This window comes from Pseudomonas parasichuanensis (genome assembly GCF_021601385.1).
Classification (GTDB): domain Bacteria; phylum Pseudomonadota; class Gammaproteobacteria; order Pseudomonadales; family Pseudomonadaceae; genus Aquipseudomonas; species Aquipseudomonas parasichuanensis.
This window is the reverse complement of record NZ_BQHO01000022.1, coordinates 1-19,055: the sequence shown is the minus strand read 5'-3', so window position 1 is coordinate 19,055 and position 19,055 is coordinate 1. Positions and strand designations below refer to the sequence as shown.

Here is a 19,055-nt window from a genome sequence, read left to right as displayed (position 1 = left end):
ATCATGGGTGCTATCCCTCTCGAGCATGGTCTGGCGGTCGCCGGCATCCTGTTCTGCTTAGGTCTGGTTGGCCTGATGGTCCGCCGCAACATCCTCTTCGTGCTCATGAGCCTGGAAGTCATGATGAACGCCTCTGCCCTGGCGTTCATCGTCGCCGGTGCCCGTTGGGTCCAGCCCGACGGCCAGGTGATGTTCATTCTGGTGATCAGCCTGGCAGCCGCCGAGGCCAGCATTGGCCTGGCGATCCTGCTGCAGCTGTATCGCCGCTTCCACACTCTCGACATCGATGCTGCCAGTGAGATGCGCGGATGAACCTTATCTTCCTGACGTTCGTATTCCCCCTGATCGGCTTCCTGCTGCTGTCGTTCTCGCGCGGTCGCTGGTCCGAGAACCTGTCCGCGCTGATCGGCGTCGGCTCGGTCGGCCTGTCGGCGGCCACTGCCGCCTACGTGATCTGGCAGTTCAACGTCGCCCCGCCTGAGGGCGGCGCGTACAGCCAGCTGCTGTGGCAGTGGATGTCGGTGGACGGCTTCGCGCCGAACTTCACCCTGTACGTGGATGGCCTGTCGGTCACCATGCTGGGCGTGGTCACCGGCGTGGGCTTCCTGATCCACCTGTTCGCCTCCTGGTACATGCGTGGCGAAGCCGGTTACTCGCGCTTCTTCTCGTACACCAACCTGTTCATCGCCAGCATGCTGTTCCTGGTACTGGGCGATAACCTGCTGTTCATCTACTTTGGCTGGGAAGGCGTGGGCCTGTGCTCGTACCTGTTGATCGGTTTCTACTACAGCAACCGCAACAACGGTAACGCGGCGCTCAAGGCCTTCATCGTCACCCGCATCGGCGACGTGTTCATGGCCATCGGCCTGTTCATCCTGTTCGCCCAGCTGGGCACGCTGAACGTGCAGGAGCTGCTGGTGCTGGCACCGCAGAAGTTCCAGGCCGGTGACACCTGGATGGTCCTGGCCACCCTGATGCTGCTGGGTGGCGCGGTCGGTAAATCGGCCCAGCTGCCGCTGCAGACCTGGCTGGCCGACGCGATGGCGGGCCCGACCCCGGTTTCGGCACTGATCCACGCGGCAACCATGGTGACCGCGGGCGTGTACCTGATCGCCCGTACCAACGGCCTGTTCCTGCTGGCGCCGGACGTCCTGCACCTGGTAGGTGTTGTCGGTGGCGTGACCCTGGTGCTGGCCGGCTTCGCCGCGCTGGTACAGACCGACATCAAGCGTATCCTCGCCTACTCGACCATGAGCCAGATCGGCTACATGTTCCTTGCCCTGGGCGTGGGTGCCTGGGATGCGGCGATCTTCCACCTGATGACCCACGCCTTCTTCAAGGCCCTGCTGTTCCTTGCCTCCGGTGCGGTGATCGTCGCCTGCCACCACGAGCAGGACATCTTCAAGATGGGCGGCCTGTGGAAGAAGCTGCCGCTGGCCTATGCCAGCTTCGTGGTCGGTGGTGCTGCACTGGCCGCCCTGCCGATCCTGACCGTGGGCTTCTACTCCAAGGACGAAATCCTCTGGGAAGCCTTCGCCAGCGGCAACACCGGCCTGCTGTACGCCGGCCTGGTCGGCGCGTTCATGACCTCGCTGTACACCTTCCGCCTGATCTTCATCGCCTTCCACGGCGAAGCCAAGACCGAAGCCCACGCCGGCCACGGCATCAGCCACTGGCTGCCGCTGGGCGTGCTGATCGTGCTGTCGACCTTCATCGGCGCCTGGATCCACCCGCCACTGGCAGGCGTGCTGCCTGAAAGCGCCGGCCACGCCGGTGGCGAAGCCAAGCACTCGCTGGAGATCGCCTCGGGCGCCATCGCCATCGCCGGTATCCTGCTGTCGGCCCTGCTGTTCCTGGGCAAGCGCCGCTTCGTCAGCAGCATCGCCAACAGTGGTATCGGTCGCGTCCTGTCGGCCTGGTGGTTCGCCGCCTGGGGCTTCGACTGGATCTACGACAAGCTGTTCGTCAAACCTTACCTGCTGATCTGCCACATCCTGCGCAAGGACCCGGTGGACCGCAGCATCGGCCTGATCCCACGGATGGCTCGCGGCGGCAACGTCGCCATGAGCAAGACCGAGACCGGCCAGCTGCGTTGGTACACCGCCTCGATCGCCGTCGGCGCCGTGCTGGTGCTGGGCGCCGTGGTAGTGGCTGCGGTATGACTATGAAGAACCTTGCGACTTTGCCAAAGGAAACCAACCCGTCATGATTTTGCCTTGGCTGATCCTGATCCCCTTCATCGGCGGCCTCCTGTGCTGGCTGGGTGAGCGCTTCGGCGCCACCCTGCCCCGCTGGATCGCGCTGCTGACCATGTCCCTGCTGCTCGGCATCGGCCTGTGGCTGTGGGCTAACGGCGACTACACCCTGGCCCCGGCGCCGGGCGCCGAACCGCACTGGGCCCTCGAATACAAGTTCGAGTGGATCAAGCGCTTCGGCATCAGCGTGCACCTGGCCCTCGACGGCCTGTCGCTGCTGATGATCCTGCTGACCGGCCTGCTCGGCGTGCTGTCGGTGCTGTGCTCGTGGAAAGAGATCCAGCGCCACGTCGGCTTCTTCCACCTCAACCTGATGTGGATCCTGGGCGGTGTGGTCGGTGTGTTCCTGGCCCTGGACCTGTTCCTGTTCTTCTTCTTCTGGGAAATGATGCTGGTGCCGATGTACTTCCTCATCGCGCTCTGGGGTCACAGTTCGTCGGACGGCAAGAAGACCCGGATCTACGCGGCGACCAAGTTCTTCATCTTCACCCAGGCCAGCGGCCTGATCATGCTGGTGGCGATCCTGGGCCTGGTGCTGGTCAACTACAACACCACCGGTGTGCTGACCTTCAACTACAGCGACCTGCTCAAGGCCGAACTGCCGGCTGGCGTGGAATACGTGCTGATGCTGGGCTTCTTCATCGCCTTCGCGGTGAAACTCCCGGTAGTACCGTTCCACTCCTGGCTGCCTGACGCTCACGCCCAGGCACCAACCGCAGGTTCCGTGGACCTGGCGGGCATCCTGCTGAAGACCGCGGCCTACGGCCTGCTGCGCTTCGCCCTGCCGCTGTTCCCGAACGCCTCGGCCGAGTTTGCGCCGATCGCCATGACCCTGGGCCTGATCGGTATCTTCTACGGTGCCTTCCTGGCCTTCGCGCAAACCGACATCAAGCGCCTGATCGCCTTCTCCAGCGTCTCGCACATGGGCTTCGTGCTGATCGGCATCTACTCCGGCAGCCAGCAGGCCCTGCAAGGCGCGGTGATCCAGATGCTGGCCCACGGCCTGTCGGCCGCCGCGCTGTTCATCCTGTCCGGCCAGCTGTACGAGCGTCTGCACACCCGTGACATGCGCCAGATGGGTGGCCTGTGGCACCGCATCGCGTACCTGCCGGCCATCAGCCTGTTCTTCGCCGCCGCGTCGCTGGGCCTGCCAGGCACCGGCAACTTCGTCGGTGAGTTCCTGATCCTGATCGGCAGCTTCGCCCATGTGCCATGGATCACCGTGATCGCCACCACCGGCCTTGTGTTCGGTTCGGTCTACTCGCTGATCATGATCCACCGTGCCTACTTCGGACCAAGCAAGGCCGACACCGTACTGGCCGGCATGGACACCCGCGAGATGGTCATGGTGCTGGGCCTGGCTGGCCTCTTGATCCTGCTGGGCGTGTATCCGCAGCCGTTCCTCGACACCTCTGCCGCCACCATGAGCGGTGTGCAGCAGTGGCTCGGTTCCGCTTTCACTCAACTCGCTTCGGCCCGGTAAGAGCGCTATGGAATTCACCACTCAACACTTCATCGCATTGGCGCCGATGCTGATCACCACCATCACCACGGTGGTGGTGATGCTGGCGATCGCCTGGAAGCGCAACCACTCGCAGACCTTCCTGCTGTCCACCGTGGGCCTGAACCTGGCCCTGCTGTCGATCCTGCCGGCACTCAAGGTTGCACCGCTGGCGGTCACCTCGCTGGTGACCATCGACAAGTTCGCCTGCCTGTACATGGCCATCGTGCTGGTGGCGACACTGGCCTGCGTGACCCTCGCCCACGCTTACCTGGGCGAAGGCTCCAAGGGCTTCCCGGGCAACCGTGAAGAGCTTTACCTGCTGCTGCTGATGTCGGCACTGGGCGGCCTGGTGCTGGTCAGCGCCAACCACCTGGCCGGCCTGTTCATCGGCCTGGAGCTGCTGTCGGTGCCGGTCTACGGCCTGGTGGCGTATGCGTTCTTCAACAAGCGCTCGCTGGAAGCCGGCATCAAGTACATGGTGCTGTCGGCCGCCGGTTCCGCCTTCCTGCTGTTCGGCATGGCCCTGCTGTACGCCGATGCCGGCAGCCTGACCTTCGACCAGCTGGGCAAAGCCCTGGCCGCCACCAGCATGCCAAGCCTGCTGGCCCAACTGGGCCTGGGCATGATGCTGGTGGGCCTGGCGTTCAAGCTGTCGCTGGTACCCTTCCACCTGTGGACCCCGGACGTATACGAAGGCGCCCCGGCGCCAGTGGCCGCGTTCCTGGCCACCGCCAGCAAGGTCGCGGTGTTCGCCGTGGTCGTGCGCCTGTTCATGCTCTCCCCTGCCGCCAGCAGCGGCGTGCTGAGCACCGTACTGGCGGTCATCGCCGTGGCCTCGATCCTGATCGGCAACCTGCTGGCGCTGACCCAGAGCAACCTCAAGCGCCTGCTCGGTTACTCGTCCATCGCCCACTTCGGCTACCTGGTCATCGCCCTGGTCGCCAGCAAGGGCCTGGCCATGGAAGCCATGGGCGTGTACCTGGTCACCTACGTGATCACCAGCCTCGGCGCCTTCGGCGTGATCACCCTGATGTCCTCGCCGTACGCCGGCCGTGACGCCGACGCGCTGTACGAGTACCGCGGCCTGTTCTGGCGCCGTCCGTACCTGACCGCGGTACTGACCGTGATGATGCTGTCGCTGGCCGGTATCCCGCTGACCGCCGGCTTCATCGGCAAGTTCTACATCATCGCCACCGGCGTCGAGTCGCAGCTGTGGTGGCTGGTCGGCGCCCTGGTGCTGGGCAGCGCCATCGGCGTTTACTACTACCTGCGCGTCATGGTCACCCTGTACCTGGTCGAGCCGAACCTGCGTCGCCACGACGCCCCGCTGAAGTGGGAACAGCGCACCGGCGGCGTGATGCTGCTGGCGATCGCGATCCTGGCCTTCGTGCTGGGTGTGTACCCGCAGCCACTGCTGGAAATGGTGCAACAAGCCGGGCTGCAACTGATCGGTTGATCGGTACGGCTCACACAAAACACCCCGCCTATGCGGGGTGTTTTTTTATCTGTACCTTGCAGCCGTTCATTCCCCTGCGCTGTGCTGGTCCGCCCTGGGCAGTGCCGCCCTGCGCAGTTCGCCATTGGCCGGCGGCAAATAGACTTCTGGGTTGGGCATGCCGCTGGGGGACAGTTCATGGGTCATCTCGAACTCGGCGCGCACTGACCAGCCACAGGCCTCGGTGGTGCACTGCAAATAGGCAACCCGCAAAAACACATGGTGACCTTCGCTGGTGCGTATGCGCATGCGACTCTGGCAATGGGGGCAAACCAGCTTGTATGTACTCACGGCAAATACCTGCAAACAGCGCGCTCACTAGTTGTCTGTAAGCCTGCTCGCCGAGCAGTATCAGTATTGTCTGTACAAAGGGGTGTATTCTTCACTTCAGTGTTTCTCATCGCAGAAATGCTCCTTGAATGTGCAGGGCTGTATTCGTAACGAGTAGTTTAAGCCCATGGAATATCGTTAAACCAGACATGGATATTTGTTATGAGTACTCACATGCTTGCTGCCGTGCTGACCCGCATGAAGTATCTGACCGCGGCACAAACCGATGCCGACCTGTCCAGGGCGCTGTCGATCAGTGCGCAAACCCTGAGCAGCTGGAAAGTCCGCGACAGCATTCCGTACGCATTATGCGTAGAACTAGCACGGCAACACGGGTGCTCGCTGGATTGGCTGTTGCTCGGTGAGCCGCCCGTGAGCGCCGCGGCCCCGGACGACTCGAGCTGGGAGTCCGATGTACTGCAGCGGTTGCGCACCTTGCCGCACACCGACCGCCAGGCCATCCTGCTGTACGTTCAGGACAAGCAGCGCATCCAGCAACTGGAACAGCAAGTGCGCGAACTGTCCCGCCAGCTGCCCGCTACCCCTTGCGCCGCCAGCGCTGGATGATTTCGCGCGCATCCAGGGTGTCCAGCCAGATCATCACCTTGAGGCTGATCGGAATCACCACCACGGCAGCGACGAAACCGGCCATGCCGGGGGACAGCATAGGCATCAGCGAGGACACCAGCGGCTCGAACAAATGGCCCACGCCCACGGTCACGAAGACCAGCAGCAGTTTCTTGGCCATTGTCAGCGGCTGGGACTTGTCGGTGATCAGCCGGTCACGCGCCGCACTGACCAGCAGTGCCCCCAACAACGCTGCAAACAGTACCCCACCGTTTTGGCTCAGCCAGTCGAGCATCAGTGGGTAGAGGGCGTCGAACGCGGTGCCTTCATGCATGCACGGCACTCCTGCGCGGCAGGGCGCCAACCCCCCCCAGGTTGCGCATTACCGCCGCTTCGACAAAGCGCAGGTAGCACACCCGCAACGCACGCCCGTGGTCATGGCCGCAGACCTCTTCGAGGCGCTTGTAACCACGCCGGCGCAGCGCCGCACGCCATTGCGCGAACTCCTCTGCTGCGGCGATGCAGGCACAACGTGCGGCCACGTCCAGCGCCAACTCGCTGACTGGCTCCGTCAGCATTAGCCGGTCCCGCAGCTGGGACAGTTCGACACGCGGCCAGAACGGGTCATGGCACTCGACAAAACGTGCAGCCATAGGCTCGGTGCTCATTCAATCCCCCTCACTGCTCGGTCAGCATGCCGTAACGAATGGCCTTGATGACCGCGGCCACGCGGGTAGGTACATCGAACTTGCGCAGCAGGTTGGATACATGAAAGTTCACCGTCGACTCCTTGCAGTCCAGGATCTGGCCAATCTCCCACGAGCTTTTGCCATAGGAGCACCACAGCAGGACTTGCCGCTCACGCGGGGTCAGGTGAATCGGAACGTCCGCGGGGGGATGCAGCGCTTGTCGCGTGTTGTCAGTCATGTAGGACTCCACAGGTGATTGAGAGAGGCATCGATGCCGATCGCCAATCACCTTACGAAGCACGTGCTCATGCCTCCACCGCTGCCGCCTGTAAAGAAACCTCTTACAAAAGCGTCTGACGAAGGCTGCACGACATTTACTGAAATTCTTCGTGCTCCAAGCGGCCTTTCGCTCGTCTCAACGCCGTTGTCCATCCGTCTTTCGCCTGGAGTCCTACAATGCGTTGCGCTTTGCCCCTGTCGTCATGCCTTGGTCTGCTGGCGGCCATGAGTGCCCAGCAACCCGCCCTGGCCGCCACGCCGGTCGAGCTGGGCCAGGTGCTGATCTCAGGCGACGGCCGCGACGAGCTGACAGCCGCCAGCGAGCGCCTGCGGGAAATACCCGGCGCCAGCAACCTGGTGGACATGGACAAGGTCGGCCAGGGCCGAGTGGCCAGCAACCAGGACGTCCTCGCCTACCAGCCCGGGGTGTTCGCCCAGTCGGCGGGCAATGACGGCATCAAGCTGTCGATTCGCGGTTCGGGCATCAACCGGGCGCCGGGCGCCCACGGCTCTGGCGTGTACACGATGTTCGACGGCTTGCCGCTGACCGGCCCGGGCGGTACGCCCTATGAGCTGTTCGAGCCGCTGTGGCTGAGCCGCGCCGAAGTGCTGCGCGGCGCCAACGGCTTCGACCAGGGCTCGCTGGCCCTGGGTGGCGCCATCAACTACGTCACCCACACCGGCTACGACGCCGCACCTTTGCAGGTGCGCTACGAGGTCGGCAGCCGTGGCTACCAGCACCGCCATGTGAGCAGCGGCCAGGTACTGGGCAACCTCGACTACTACGTGGCCCTGACCGACTCGGAATACGACGGCTACCAGGACCACAGCAGTGGCAGCGCCAAGGGCATTGCCGCCAACGTCGGCTACCGCTTCAACCCGAACCTGGAAACACGCTTCTACCTGCGCTACCGCGAAACCGAAAACGAGCTGGCCGGGCGCCTGACCAAGGACCAGATCAAGCACCATCCGCGTGCCGCCAACCCGGCCTACCTGGCCCGCGACGACAGCCGCCCGCAGCCAGGCAGCACCTGGGTGGGCAACAAGACCACCTTCTTCCTCGACGACGACTCACGCCTGGAAGCGGGGCTGGTCTATCACGACTACCCGATGGACCTGCGCGAAGGCCCGATGCGCCTGAAGGTCGCCTACACCGATGTCAGCGGCACCCTCAACTATTTCCGCCGCGACACCCTGTTCGGCCACGAGAGCAAGACCACCGTCGGCTGGCGCACCACCAAGCACCTGCCCAACAGCGGCGCCTCGCAGTTCGCCCGCAGCGGCGGCGACAACTTCGGCGCCCGCAGCCGCGACTTCAGCTACCAGGGCTCGGATACCGTGCTGCATATGGGCAATGACCTGGAGCTGATCCCCGACCTGTGGCTGACCACGGGCCTGGCAATGATCTACACCCGCCGCGAGAGCGACGTGAGCTACCCCGCCAATGGCGGCAAGGTCAGCCAACACGACTGGGACTACGCGCCACGCGTGGGCCTGCGCTACGACATCCGCCCGGACCTGCAGGTGTACGGCAACCTCAGCCGCTCGGTCGAGCCGCCGCACCCGTGGTCGCTGGTATGGAGTGCGCCGGTCAACAACCAGCCAATGAAGATGCAGAACCAGACCGCTACAACCCTGGAGCTGGGCGCCCGTGGCGATTCGGCGCTGGGGCACTGGGACCTTGCCTGGTACTACGCCCAGGTACGCCATGAACTGCTGAATACGGAAGTTGTGCAGGGCTTGCCGTTCAAGGAGTTCAACGCCAGCCCCACGGTGCACCAGGGCGTCGAGGCCGGCCTGGACAGCGTGTTGTGGGAGCAACCCGGCACCGGCAAGCTGAGCCTGCGCCAGGCCTACACCTTCAGTGACTTCCACTACCGCGATGACGACCGCTTCGGCGACAACCGCCTGCCCGGCATCCCCATGCACTACTACCAGGCCGAGTTGCGTTACGACTGGCCGGCGGGTTTCTACGCCGGCGTGAATACGCAGATGGCCTCCAAGGTGCAGGTGGACTATGCCAACAGCTACTGCGCCGATGCCTACGCCCTGCTCGGCGCGCGGTTGGGCTGGGATTCGCCGAAACGCGACTGGCAGACCTGGCTGGACCTGCGCAACCTGACCAACAAGCGCTATGCGGCGACGGTGACGCCGGGGTATGACGATGGCGGCAAGGACGTGGCCCGTTCTACGCCGGGGGAAGGGTTTGGGGTGTATGCGGGGGTTTCGTACAGCTTCCGTTGACCGTGAACGCCGAGCCCACAGATCCATCACCCCCCCCCTGTAGGAGCGGCCTTGTGCCGCGAAAGGGCTGCAGAGCAGCCCCGGCGATTGATGTCATGACACTGCATCTGGGCCCGCTCCTACAGGGGGTTGTGCAGGCCTCAGGGGGTCGCTATGAAGGCAGCTGCACCTGCGGCTTGGTCGAGGCGAAGATCGCCCAGCTGGACACGAACAACGCCGCGATCAGCGGCCCGATCACAAAGCCATTGAGCCCGAACACCGCCAGCCCGCCCAACGTCGACACCAGCACCAGGTAATCCGGCATGCGCGTGTCCTTGCCCACCAGGATCGGCCGTAGCAGGTTGTCCACCAGCCCGATCACCAGTACCCCGAAGGCGGTCAGCACGATGCCCTGCCAGGTCGCCCCGGTCAGGATGAAATAGGCCGCCACCGGCGCCCAGACGATCCCCGCGCCCACCGCCGGCAGCAGCGACAAGAACGCCATCAGCACCGCCCAGATCAGTGCACTGGGGATATCCAGCACCCAGAAGATGAAGCCGCCCAACGCGCCCTGGGTAATCGCCACCAGCAAGTTGCCCTTGACCGTGGCCCGTACCACCCGCTTGAACTTCAGCTGCAAGCGGCGCTTCTGCTGCTCGGGCAGCGGCACGGCCTGGCGCACCTTGCGCGCCACTTCCGCGCCCTCGCGCAGGAAGAAGTACAGGAGGTAGAGCATGATGCCGAAACTCACCAGGAACTCGAATGTGCCCTGCCCAAAGCTGAACGCCTGGCCCGCGAGGAACTGGCTGCCCTGGGTGGCCCACTTGGTGATCTTGTCGCGCAGGCCGTCCAGGTTGCCCATGCCCATGCGGTCCAGGGCATGCTGGGCGTAGCCCGGGAGCATGTCCTTGCCGCGCTCGATATAGCCGGCGATGTCCAATTGACCGCTCTCAACGCGCTGGTACAGCGCCGCGCCTTCCTGTACCAGCAGCATGCTGATGATGATCACCGGCAACACCGCGACCAGCAGGCAGACCGCCAGCGCCAGTGACGTGGCCAGGTTGCGCCGACCGCCCAGGCGCCACAGCAGGCGACGTTGCAACGGCGCGAAGAGGATACCCAGCACCACCGCCCAGAAGATCGCGCCGAAATACGGCAGGAGAATCCAGATGAAGGCAATGGTCACCAGCGCCAGCAGCGCAGTCAGGGCCTTGTTCTGCAGCACGGTCTCGTTCATGGGCATTCCTCTGGGGCTCAACCCTTTAGTGCGCGCCACAACGGCAAAAGTGCCGTTGACCCAGATCAATACCGGCACGGCGCCGCCGACCTAGCATCCGTGCCTTTTGCCCCTGGTGCGCACCCATGACCCCACACGCCAAGCCCGAACTGCTCGCCCCCGCCGGCACCCTGAAGACCATGCGCTATGCCTTCGCCTATGGCGCCGACGCGGTGTACGCCGGCCAGCCGCGCTACAGCCTGCGGGTGCGCAACAACGAATTCGACCACGCCAACCTGGCACGCGGCATCCAGGAGGCTCAGGCCCAGGGCAAGCGCTTCTACGTGGTGGTCAACATCGCCCCGCACAATGCCAAGCTCAAGACCTTCCTCAAGGACCTGGCGCCGGTGATCGCAATGGGCCCGGACGCGCTGATCATGTCCGACCCGGGGCTGATCATGCTGGTGCGCCAGCACTTCCCGCAGATGGCCATCCACCTGTCGGTGCAGGCCAACACTGTGAACTGGGCCAGCGTGCAGTTCTGGCAGCAGATGGGGCTGACGCGGGTGATCCTGTCGCGCGAGCTCTCGCTGGAAGAGATCGAGGAGATCCGCCAGCAAGTACCGCAGATGGAGCTGGAAGTGTTCGTCCACGGCGCGTTGTGCATGGCGTACTCCGGGCGTTGCCTGCTGTCGGGCTACCTGAACAAGCGCGACGCCAACCAGGGCAGTTGCACCAACGCCTGCCGCTGGAAGTACCAGGCCACCCCGGCCACCGAGAACGCCACCGGCGATATCGTGCGTGAATGCGAGCCGACCCTGGGGCTGGGTGCGCCCACCGACCAGGTGTTCCTGCTGCAAGAGAGCAACCGCCCGGGCGAAGAGATGCCGGCCTTCGAGGACGAGCACGGCACCTACATCATGAACGCCAAGGACCTGCGCGCCATCCAGCATGTCGAGCGCTTGGCGCAGATGGGTGTGCACTCGCTGAAGATCGAGGGCCGTACCAAGTCGCACTTCTACTGCGCCCGGGCGGTGCAGTCCTACCGCCAGGCCATCGACGACGCGGTGGCCGGCAGGCCGTTCGACCGGGGCCTGATGGGCAACCTCGAATCCCTCGCCCAGCGTGGCTACACCGAGGGTTTCCTGCGCCGCCACGTGCACGACGAGTACCAGAACTACCAGCGTGGTAATTCGGTGTCCGAGCGCCAGCAGTTCGTTGGCGAGCTGACGGGCGTGCGGGTTGACGGCCTGGCCGAAGTGAAAGTGAAGAACCGCTTCGCCGTGGGCGACCACCTGGAGCTGATGACCCCGCGCGGCAACTACCACTTCGACCTGCACCGCCTGCACGACCGCCAGCAGCAGGCGATCGAGGTGGCACCCGGGGACGGCCATGTGGTGTACCTGCCGATCCCCGAGCAGGTGTCGCTGGAATTCGGCCTGCTGATGCGTGACCTGGACACCGCCGAGTTACCTGCCTGACAAATCTGTAATGCACGCCTCAGGTGGCTGACAGGCGCTGGCGGCGAGGATCGTGGCACCTTCGCCGCGAGACCACACCATGCCACCTACCCCCACCCGCCGCACCTTCGTCAAGGGCCTGGGCGCCGCCACCGCCCTGGCCGGCCTCGGCCTGTGGCGCCCGCTGGCCCAGGCCGCCGAGGGCCGCTTGCCACTGCACGACCTCAGCGGCCAGCACTTCGAACTGTTCATCGGCCAGACCCCGGTCAACATCACCGGCCAGCCACGCACCGCACTGACCATCAACGGCAGCCTGCCCGGCCCGCAATTGCGCTGGCGCGAAGGCGACACCGTGACCCTGCGGGTGCGCAACCGCCTGGACCAGGACACCTCGATCCACTGGCACGGCATTATCCTGCCGGCCAACATGGACGGTGTGCCGGGCCTGAGCTTCGCCGGCATCGAACCGGGCGGCGACTACCTGTACCAGTTCACCCTGAAGCAGAGTGGCACCTACTGGTACCACAGCCATTCCGGGCTGCAGGAACAGGCCGGGGTGTACGGTGCCATCGTCATCGAACCGCGCGAGCCCGAGCCACACACCTATCAGCGCGACCATGTGCTGCTGCTCAGCGACTGGTCGGACCAGGCACCGCAGGACCTGATGGCGACGCTGAAGAAGCAGTCCGACGCCTTCAACTACAACAAGCGCACGGTTGGCGACTTTATCGATGATGTGGCCGACAAGGGCTTCTCCAACGCGGTCGACAATCGCTGGGCCTGGGCCAAAATGCGCATGAGCCCCACCGATCTCGCCGACATCAGCGCCGCCAGCTACACCTACCTGCTCAACGGCCAGCCACCGGACGGCAACTTCACTTGCCTGTTCCAGCCCGGGGAGACAGTGCGCCTGCGCCTGATCAACGCCTCGGCGATGACCTACTTCGACTTCCGCATCCCTGGTTTGAAACTGACGGTGATTGCCGCCGACGGCCTGCCGGTGACACCGGTAACCGTGGACGAGCTGCGCATTGCCGTGGCCGAGACCTATGACGTGCTGGTGACTGTGGGCGACCTGCCGGCCTACACCCTGTTCGCCCAGAGCATGGACCGCACCGGCTACGCCCGCGGCACCCTGGCCCGCGCCGCCGGGCTGCAGGCACCAGTGCCCGCGCCCGATCCGCGCCCAGTATTGACCATGGATGACATGGGCCATGGCGGGATGGGCGGGATGGACCACGGCAGCATGGCCGGCATGGACCATTCGAACATGGCCACGATGGACCACGGCAACATGGCAGGCATGGACCAAACAGCCATGGCGGGCATGCAACAGCACCCTGCCAGCGAAACCGACAACCCGCTGGTGGACATGCAGACCATGGCCCCGCGGCCCAACCTTTCCGACCCAGGCCTGGGCCTGCGCGACAACGGCCGCCGGGTGCTGACCTACGCCGACCTGCGCAGCCCCTACCCCGACCCGGATGGCCGTGAGCCGTCGCGGGACATCGAGCTGCACTTGACTGGGCACATGGAGCGCTTCGCCTGGTCGTTCGACGGCATCAAGTTCAGCGACGCCGAACCCTTGCGCCTGAAATACGGCGAGCGGGTGCGCATCACCCTGGTCAACGACACCATGATGACCCACCCCATCCACCTGCACGGCATGTGGAGCGACCTGGAGGATGAACAGGGGCGCTTCCTGGTGCGCAAGCACACCCTCGACATACCGCCGGGCAGCCGGCGCAGCTACCGCGTCACCGCCGATGCCCTGGGCCGCTGGGCCTACCACTGCCACCTGCTCTACCACATGGAGACCGGCATGTTCCGCGAGGTACGCGTCGATGAATGAGATGACCAACCGCCGCATCGCCACCGGCGTCGCCCTGTTCGCCCTGCTGGCCAGCGAGCGGGCGCTGGCCGCCGGGATGGAGCACATGAACCACGGTGCGATGCCCATGGACCACGGGCAAATGAACCACGGTGCCATGACCATGGACCACGGCAAGATGGACCATGGCCAGATGAATCACGGCGCGCCTGCCGCCACCCAACCCCGTACCCCCTTGCCCGTGATCACCGACGCCGACCGCCGCGCCGCCTTCCCGCCACTGCCAGGCCACCAGGTACATGACCGCGCCATCAACTGGGCAGTGATCGTCGACCAACTGGAGTACCAGAACTTCGAGAGCAGCAGCGCGCTGAACTGGAACGCCACGGCCTGGGTGGGGGGTGATATCGACCGCCTGTGGCTGCGCACCGAAGGCGAGCGTGAACAAGGCAAGACCCACAAAGCCGAGCTGCAGGCTCTCTGGGGCCACGCCATCAGCCCTTGGTGGGAGCTGGTCGGCGGCGTGCGCCAGGACTTCAAGCCTGCCAGCGGCCAGAGCTGGGCAGCCTTCGGCATCCAGGGCACGCCGCTGTACGGCCTGGAACTGGAGGCCACCGCCTACGCCGGCGAGCGGCAGCAGACCGCACTGCGCCTGGAGGCCGGTTACGCTATGCTGCTGACCAATCGCTGGGTCCTCGAACCGACCGTCGAAGCCAACTTCTTCGGGCGCAACGACGCAGGCCGCGAACAGGGCTCAGGCCTTGCAGAAAGCGAAGTGGGCCTGCGCCTGCGCTATGAAATCACCCGCGGCTTTGCGCCCTACGTCGGGGTCAGCTTCAACCGCCTGCACGGCAACCTCGCCGATCAGGCCCGGGAGGATGGCGAAGACATTGGCCAGACCCGGTTGGTCGCAGGGGTTCGTCTGCGCTTCTAGCGCAAAGCAAGAGACCTTGTGGGAGCGGGTTCACCCGCGAATGCGTCGATACGGCCACTGCAGCGTTCGCGGGTGAACCCGCTCCCACACGCCCGCGCTATTCATAAGTCATGTTTTTGTTCCACAGGAGTTTCACCATGCTGCGCAAACACCTGCTCACTTTCGGCCTGCTGGCCATCACCGGCCTGGCCCAGGCCGCTGAAACCATCGACGTGTACCGCGACCCCAACTGTGGCTGCTGCAAGGAATGGATCAAGCACCTGAGCGACAACGGCTTCACCGTCAATGACCATGTCGAACCGAACATGAGCGCGGTCAAGCAGCGCCTGGGTGTTGAACCGCGCCTGGCCTCGTGCCATACCGGCGTGATCAACGGCAAGTTCGTCGAAGGCCATGTTCCGGCCGAACAGGTGCGCCTGCTGGCCAAGCGCGACGACCTCAAGGGCCTCGCCGTCCCCGGCATGCCGATGGGCTCGCCGGGCATGGAAATGGGTGACCACAAGGATGCCTACCAGGTCATCGGGGTCACCCGCGACGGCCAGGACACCGTGGTCGCCAGCTACTGATGCTCAGCCTCTGGGCGCTGTTCTTCAGCGCCTTCGGCGCCGCCACGCTGCTGCCGCTGCAATCGGAAGCCGTGCTGGTCGGTTTGCTGCTGCGCCAGCCCGAGGCCTGGGCCACCCTGCTGCTGGTCGCCACCCTGGGCAATGTGCTGGGCTCTGTCGTCAACTGGCTGCTGGGCCGGGCCATCGAGCGCCTGCGCGACAAGCGCTGGTTCCCGTTCAGCGCCAGCCAGCTCGAGCGTGCGCAGCAGCGTTACCAGCGCTGGGGGCAGTGGTCGCTGCTACTGAGCTGGATGCCGGTGATCGGCGACCCGCTCACGCTGATCGCGGGCATCATGCGTGAACCTTTCTGGCGCTTCCTGCTGCTGGTCACCCTGGCCAAGGGCGGGCGCTACATCGTGGTGGCGATGATTACCCTGGGCTGGTTTCACAGCGGGTAAAGACGACGCAGGGGAAGGACAAGAAACCGGGGCCGCTCTGCAGCCCCGGTTCATTTCGGCCAGACCTGCTCTTCGCTCCAGCCCAGCTCGGCGAAGTCATCCGCCCGCAAGCCAGCCTCCTCCTCGCAGAAAAACTCATCCAGCTGCGGCGGCTTCACCGTCGTGTCGCTGAGCATGGCATGCACCTGCCCGCGGTGATGGATCTGGTGCTCGAACAGGTGCGCCAACACCCGCAGACGCTGCTCACGCTGCACCCGCTCAGGGCGCACGATGCTCACATAACGCGCCAGTTGGTCATCGCTCAGCTGCCGGCAATAGCTGATCAGCCGCTGGTCGGCCTGGGCCTGTTGCGCCTGCAGGTCGCTGCAGGTGACGAAGGGTTGCTCGGGCTGGAAGAAGCGCTCGCCGTCCGGGTCGGGCGCCTCGCCGCGCTGCTCGCACTCCAGCGCATCGAGGTAGAACCAGTCCACCGTCAGCAGGTGGTTGAGGGTGGCCTTGATCGAGGGGAAGAAACTGCACCGCGGGGCGACGAACTCGTCGTGGCTCAGTTGCAGGCAGGCCTTGTACAAACGGTGGTTGGCCCAGCCATTGTTGTAGGCCTGGGTCAGCAAGTGCTGCGACAGTGGCTGCATGGTCGGCTCCTTCAGGCGAAGCGTTGCAGTTGCATCTCCCGTAGCCGGCTCAGGGTCCGTTGGTACGGGAACGCCAGATACCCTTGAGTGTAGAGCGCTTCCAGTGGAACCTGTGCCTCCAGGTACAGCGCCACCCGCCGGTCATAGCATTCGTCCACCAGGGCGATGAAGCGGCGCACGCTGTCATCCTTGGGCGCCAGGGTCGGCAGCACGCGATCACCGGCCTCGACCCGCGCGGCGCCATCTTCGGTGCCGCGGGCAATGCGCCCGGCCTGCTGGACGCCGCCGAGGGCCGGGATGCCACTGACCAGGATCGCCGGGAAGCGGTCGCACAGGGCCATGAAATCCATCGCCGCCAGGGGCTGCTCGCACAGGTCGCTGAAGTGGCACCAGAGCGCGTGCTGGCTATGGCGCAGCGTGCGGATCTGCCGGGAGCCGACCTGCAACGGCTGATCGCTGCCAGGCGCCAGCGGGCTCAACTGGCCAAACACGGCTTCGAGTGCGCTTGGCTGCCCGGGTTCGGCAACCCAGTAACGCTGGCGCTGGGCGCCCGGGTGCAGGCGGTGGTCCTGCTCGCCGGCTACCGCCAATACCTGCATATGCCGTTCGATGGCGGCGATGGCCGGCAGGAAGCGCTCGCGGTTGAAGCCATCGCGGTAGAGCTGCGCCGGCGGCTGGTTGGAGGTGGCGACGATGACCACGCCGTGGTCGAACAACACCTGGAACAGGCGGCCGAGAATGATCGCATCGCCAATATCGCTGACGAACAGCTCGTCGAAGCACAGCACCCGGATTTCTTCGGCCAGGCCGCTGGCCAGGGCCCTGAGTGGGTCGGCAGTGCCATTGAGCTGGAACAGCCGCTGGTGGACCCAGGCCATGAAATGGTGGAAATGCTGGCGCCTGGCCGGCACCTCGAGGCAACGGTGGAACAGGTCCATCAGCCAGGTCTTGCCGCGGCCGACCGGGCCCCAGAGGTACAGGCCCTGGCTGGGGCGGCGCTGGTGCAGGGCTTCGAAGCAGGCTTGCAACGCGTTGACTGCCGCCGCCTGGGCGGGGTCGGGGACGAAGCCGCGGTCGTTGAGGGCCTGTTGGTAGAGGGATTCGGGGGTCATGCCGGGCATGGTACGACAGTTTCGGGCCAATCGCTGGCAAGCCACCCACCTGGGTTGCACGGACGCTGCAGGAGCGGTCTTGTGCCGCGAAAGGGCTGCAAAGCAGCCCCAGGATTTATGGATGGCGCAAGATTGCTGGGGCTGCTTTGCAGCCCTTTCGCGGCACGAGGCCGCTCCTACAGAGAAAGCTGCGCGAGGCAGTGGCTCCCACAAGCGCGCAGGCGCGATCAACCTTCCTTCAGCCCCACCTTCAACACCGCGCCATCCTTGTCATCGGTCAGTACATACAGGTAGCCATCCGGCCCCAGCCGCACATCGCGGATGCGTGCCTTCAGTTCACCCAGCAAGCGCTCTTCATGCACCACCTTGTCCCCCTTGAGCTGCAAGCGGATCAGCTCCTGGGTGGCCAACGCGCCGATGAACAGGTTGTGGTCCCAGGCCTTGAACGTCGGGCTGTCGTAGAACGCCATGCCACTGATACCCGGCGACTTCTCCCACACATGGTGCGGGTCGACCATGCCATCGACATGCTTGCCCTTGGCCTCGGGGATCGGCAACAGCGAGTAGTTGATGCCATGGGTGGCGAGCGGCCAGCCGTAGTTCTTGCCGGGCTCTGGGATGTTGATCTCGTCGCCGCCGCGCGGGCCATGCTCGTGGGTCCACAGCTTGCCGGTCCAGGGGTTGAGCGCCGCGCCTTGCTGGTTGCGGTGGCCCAGCGACCAGATTTCCGGGCGCACCTTGTCGCGACCGACAAAGGGGTTGTCCTTGGGCACTTCGCCGTCGGGGAGGATGCGCACAATCTTGCCTTGCAGCTTGTCCAGGTCTTGCGCGGTGGGGCGCTGGTTGTTCTCGCCCAGAGCGATGAACAGATAGCCTTCGCGATCGAACACCAGGCGCGAGCCGAAGTGGTTGCCCACGGACAGCTTGGGCTGCTGGCGGAAGATCACCGTGAAATTCTCCAGCCGCGCCCTGTCCGGCGACAGCTGGCCACGGCCCACCGCCGTGCCGGCCTTGCCGTCGGCGCCCTCCTCGGCGAACGACAGGTAAATCGTATGGTCCTTGGCAAAGTCAGGCGACAACACCACATCCAGCAGCCCGCCCTGCCCCTCGGCCCAGACCTTGGGCACCCCGGACAGTGGCGGGCCGACCTTGCCTTCGGCGCTCACGATACGCAGGTTGCCGGGGCGCTCGGTCACCAGCATGTCCTTGCCACCCGGCAGGAAGGCCAGGGCCCAGGGGTTGCGCAGGCCGTCGGCCACGGTGCTGACGGTCAGCTGGCCTTGTTCACTGGGAAACTGTTGCTCCGAGGCGGCGTGGCTCAGCAGGGGAAACAGGCTGGCGGCGGCCAGGGTGGTCAACCAGGTGCGTGGCGTCATGCTCGGTTCCTTCGAGGGGGCTCAGGGCACGCGCAGCGAATCGCGCGGTGGCCGGGTGGGTTCCAGGTTGGGCGCCTGTTGCTCGCGGCGCAGGTTGTCGCCGTTACCGATACCACGGTTATCGAGGGTCGGCGGGCGCGGGTTGGGCT

19 protein-coding genes are annotated in these 19,055 nt (G+C 65.0%); 11 read left to right on the top strand and 8 right to left on the bottom strand.

Features of this window, described 5'->3' with window-relative positions; all coding sequences use genetic code 11:
- Window positions 1-3 precede the first annotated feature (3 nt).
- Genes nuoK through nuoN form a run of 4 tightly spaced genes read left to right on the top strand, consistent with a single transcriptional unit; the run spans window position 4 to window position 5,215 of the window.
- Entirely contained in the window at window positions 4-312 is a 309-nt protein-coding gene (gene nuoK, locus L6D77_RS17500; RefSeq protein ID WP_008096201.1) for an NADH-quinone oxidoreductase subunit NuoK, read from the top strand.
- The gene (gene nuoL, locus L6D77_RS17495; RefSeq protein WP_232884815.1) at window positions 309-2,162 is read left to right on the top strand and encodes an NADH-quinone oxidoreductase subunit L; all 1,854 of its coding nucleotides are present in this window, start codon (window positions 309-311) and stop codon (window positions 2,160-2,162) included. Before nuoK ends, nuoL begins: the two co-directional genes overlap by 4 nt.
- A 43-nt stretch (window positions 2,163-2,205) precedes the next feature.
- Window positions 2,206-3,738, top strand: coding sequence for an NADH-quinone oxidoreductase subunit M (gene nuoM, locus L6D77_RS17490; protein ID WP_232884814.1), 1,533 nt, complete (start codon window positions 2,206-2,208; stop codon window positions 3,736-3,738).
- A gap of 7 nt (window positions 3,739-3,745) precedes the next feature.
- A complete protein-coding gene (gene nuoN / locus L6D77_RS17485) occupies window positions 3,746-5,215 on the top strand; it encodes an NADH-quinone oxidoreductase subunit NuoN (protein WP_110993942.1) in 1,470 nt (489 codons plus the stop codon).
- 66 nt (window positions 5,216-5,281) lie between these two features.
- On the opposite strand, the gene L6D77_RS17480 is transcribed toward nuoN, so the two are convergent.
- Window positions 5,282-5,545, bottom strand: a complete 264-nt coding sequence (locus L6D77_RS17480; protein WP_232884813.1) for an Ogr/Delta-like zinc finger protein — start codon at window positions 5,543-5,545, stop codon at window positions 5,282-5,284.
- A 201-nt stretch (window positions 5,546-5,746) separates the two neighbouring features.
- Between L6D77_RS17480 and L6D77_RS17475 the strand changes: the two genes are divergently transcribed.
- Complete coding sequence (locus L6D77_RS17475) at window positions 5,747-6,151, top strand: helix-turn-helix domain-containing protein (RefSeq protein WP_232884812.1); 405 nt, start codon at window positions 5,747-5,749, stop codon at window positions 6,149-6,151.
- Here L6D77_RS17475 and L6D77_RS17470 read toward each other — a convergent pair.
- Genes L6D77_RS17470 through L6D77_RS17460 form a run of 3 tightly spaced genes read right to left on the bottom strand, consistent with a single transcriptional unit; the run spans window position 6,123 to window position 7,078 of the window.
- Window positions 6,123-6,485: a hypothetical protein gene (locus L6D77_RS17470; RefSeq protein ID WP_232884811.1), complete on the bottom strand. Its 363-nt coding sequence runs from the start codon at window positions 6,483-6,485 to the stop codon at window positions 6,123-6,125. The genes L6D77_RS17475 and L6D77_RS17470 overlap by 29 nt on opposite strands.
- Window positions 6,478-6,819 carry a head completion/stabilization protein gene (locus tag L6D77_RS17465; protein WP_232884810.1) on the bottom strand — a complete coding sequence of 114 codons (342 nt, stop codon included), beginning with the start codon at window positions 6,817-6,819 and terminating at the stop codon, window positions 6,478-6,480. Before L6D77_RS17465 ends, L6D77_RS17470 begins: the two co-directional genes overlap by 8 nt.
- 10 nt (window positions 6,820-6,829) lie before the next feature.
- Window positions 6,830-7,078, bottom strand: coding sequence for a helix-turn-helix domain-containing protein (locus L6D77_RS17460; RefSeq protein WP_232884809.1), 249 nt, complete (start codon window positions 7,076-7,078; stop codon window positions 6,830-6,832).
- Window positions 7,079-7,296: 218 nt separating this feature from the next.
- On the opposite strand from L6D77_RS17460, the gene L6D77_RS17455 reads away from it, so the two are divergent.
- Window positions 7,297-9,363 (top strand): TonB-dependent receptor family protein, encoded by a 2,067-nt coding sequence (locus L6D77_RS17455; protein WP_232884808.1) that lies wholly within the window; start codon window positions 7,297-7,299, stop codon window positions 9,361-9,363.
- Window positions 9,364-9,514: 151 nt separating this feature from the next.
- Here L6D77_RS17455 and L6D77_RS17450 read toward each other — a convergent pair whose 3' ends face one another.
- The gene (locus L6D77_RS17450; RefSeq protein ID WP_232884807.1) at window positions 9,515-10,579 is read right to left on the bottom strand and encodes an AI-2E family transporter; all 1,065 of its coding nucleotides are present in this window, start codon (window positions 10,577-10,579) and stop codon (window positions 9,515-9,517) included.
- 125 nt (window positions 10,580-10,704) lie between these two features.
- Between L6D77_RS17450 and trhP the strand changes: the two genes are divergently transcribed.
- From trhP to L6D77_RS17425, 5 genes are all read left to right on the top strand, one after another.
- Window positions 10,705-12,039: a prephenate-dependent tRNA uridine(34) hydroxylase TrhP gene (trhP, locus tag L6D77_RS17445; RefSeq protein WP_232884806.1), complete on the top strand. Its 1,335-nt coding sequence runs from the start codon at window positions 10,705-10,707 to the stop codon at window positions 12,037-12,039.
- A gap of 79 nt (window positions 12,040-12,118) precedes the next feature.
- The gene (locus L6D77_RS17440; protein WP_232884805.1) at window positions 12,119-13,870 is read left to right on the top strand and encodes a copper resistance system multicopper oxidase; all 1,752 of its coding nucleotides are present in this window, start codon (window positions 12,119-12,121) and stop codon (window positions 13,868-13,870) included.
- The gene (locus tag L6D77_RS17435) at window positions 13,863-14,783 is read left to right on the top strand and encodes a copper resistance protein B (protein WP_232884804.1); all 921 of its coding nucleotides are present in this window, start codon (window positions 13,863-13,865) and stop codon (window positions 14,781-14,783) included. The genes L6D77_RS17440 and L6D77_RS17435 overlap by 8 nt, the downstream gene beginning before the upstream one ends.
- Window positions 14,784-14,920: 137 nt before the next feature.
- Entirely contained in the window at window positions 14,921-15,349 is a 429-nt protein-coding gene (locus L6D77_RS17430) for a DUF411 domain-containing protein (RefSeq protein ID WP_232884803.1), read from the top strand.
- The gene (locus tag L6D77_RS17425; RefSeq protein ID WP_232884802.1) at window positions 15,349-15,786 is read left to right on the top strand and encodes a YqaA family protein; all 438 of its coding nucleotides are present in this window, start codon (window positions 15,349-15,351) and stop codon (window positions 15,784-15,786) included. Before L6D77_RS17430 ends, L6D77_RS17425 begins: the two co-directional genes overlap by 1 nt.
- Window positions 15,787-15,836: 50 nt before the next feature.
- Here the strand turns inward: L6D77_RS17425 and L6D77_RS17420 are convergent, their stop codons facing one another.
- The 3 genes from L6D77_RS17420 to L6D77_RS17410 all read right to left on the bottom strand — a co-directional run bounded on the left by L6D77_RS17420 (window position 15,837) and on the right by L6D77_RS17410 (window position 18,906).
- A complete protein-coding gene (locus tag L6D77_RS17420; RefSeq protein WP_232884801.1) occupies window positions 15,837-16,418 on the bottom strand; it encodes a DinB family protein in 582 nt (193 codons plus the stop codon).
- Window positions 16,419-16,429: 11 nt separating this feature from the next.
- Complete coding sequence (gene zapE, locus L6D77_RS17415) at window positions 16,430-17,530, bottom strand: cell division protein ZapE (protein ID WP_232884800.1); 1,101 nt, start codon at window positions 17,528-17,530, stop codon at window positions 16,430-16,432.
- A 227-nt stretch (window positions 17,531-17,757) separates the two neighbouring features.
- Window positions 17,758-18,906, bottom strand: a complete 1,149-nt coding sequence (locus L6D77_RS17410) for a PQQ-dependent sugar dehydrogenase (protein WP_232884799.1) — start codon at window positions 18,904-18,906, stop codon at window positions 17,758-17,760.
- Between the last annotated feature and the right edge of the window lie 149 nt (window positions 18,907-19,055).

Coding starts and splice junctions, on each gene's coding strand:
- nuoK (WP_008096201.1), top strand. CDS start 4: ATGGGTGCTATCCCTCTCGAGCATGGTCTGGCGGTCGCCGGCATCCTG.
- nuoL (WP_232884815.1), top strand. CDS start 309: ATGAACCTTATCTTCCTGACGTTCGTATTCCCCCTGATCGGCTTCCTG.
- nuoM (WP_232884814.1), top strand. CDS start 2,206: ATGATTTTGCCTTGGCTGATCCTGATCCCCTTCATCGGCGGCCTCCTG.
- nuoN (WP_110993942.1), top strand. CDS start 3,746: ATGGAATTCACCACTCAACACTTCATCGCATTGGCGCCGATGCTGATC.
- L6D77_RS17475 (WP_232884812.1), top strand. CDS start 5,747: ATGAGTACTCACATGCTTGCTGCCGTGCTGACCCGCATGAAGTATCTG.
- L6D77_RS17470 (WP_232884811.1), bottom strand. CDS start 6,485: ATGCATGAAGGCACCGCGTTCGACGCCCTCTACCCACTGATGCTCGAC.
- L6D77_RS17465 (WP_232884810.1), bottom strand. CDS start 6,819: ATGAGCACCGAGCCTATGGCTGCACGTTTTGTCGAGTGCCATGACCCG.
- L6D77_RS17460 (WP_232884809.1), bottom strand. CDS start 7,078: ATGACTGACAACACGCGACAAGCGCTGCATCCCCCCGCGGACGTTCCG.
- L6D77_RS17455 (WP_232884808.1), top strand. CDS start 7,297: ATGCGTTGCGCTTTGCCCCTGTCGTCATGCCTTGGTCTGCTGGCGGCC.
- L6D77_RS17450 (WP_232884807.1), bottom strand. CDS start 10,579: ATGAACGAGACCGTGCTGCAGAACAAGGCCCTGACTGCGCTGCTGGCG.
- trhP (WP_232884806.1), top strand. CDS start 10,705: ATGACCCCACACGCCAAGCCCGAACTGCTCGCCCCCGCCGGCACCCTG.
- L6D77_RS17440 (WP_232884805.1), top strand. CDS start 12,119: ATGCCACCTACCCCCACCCGCCGCACCTTCGTCAAGGGCCTGGGCGCC.
- L6D77_RS17435 (WP_232884804.1), top strand. CDS start 13,863: ATGAATGAGATGACCAACCGCCGCATCGCCACCGGCGTCGCCCTGTTC.
- L6D77_RS17430 (WP_232884803.1), top strand. CDS start 14,921: ATGCTGCGCAAACACCTGCTCACTTTCGGCCTGCTGGCCATCACCGGC.
- L6D77_RS17425 (WP_232884802.1), top strand. CDS start 15,349: ATGCTCAGCCTCTGGGCGCTGTTCTTCAGCGCCTTCGGCGCCGCCACG.
- L6D77_RS17420 (WP_232884801.1), bottom strand. CDS start 16,418: ATGCAGCCACTGTCGCAGCACTTGCTGACCCAGGCCTACAACAATGGC.
- zapE (WP_232884800.1), bottom strand. CDS start 17,530: ATGACCCCCGAATCCCTCTACCAACAGGCCCTCAACGACCGCGGCTTC.
- L6D77_RS17410 (WP_232884799.1), bottom strand. CDS start 18,906: ATGACGCCACGCACCTGGTTGACCACCCTGGCCGCCGCCAGCCTGTTT.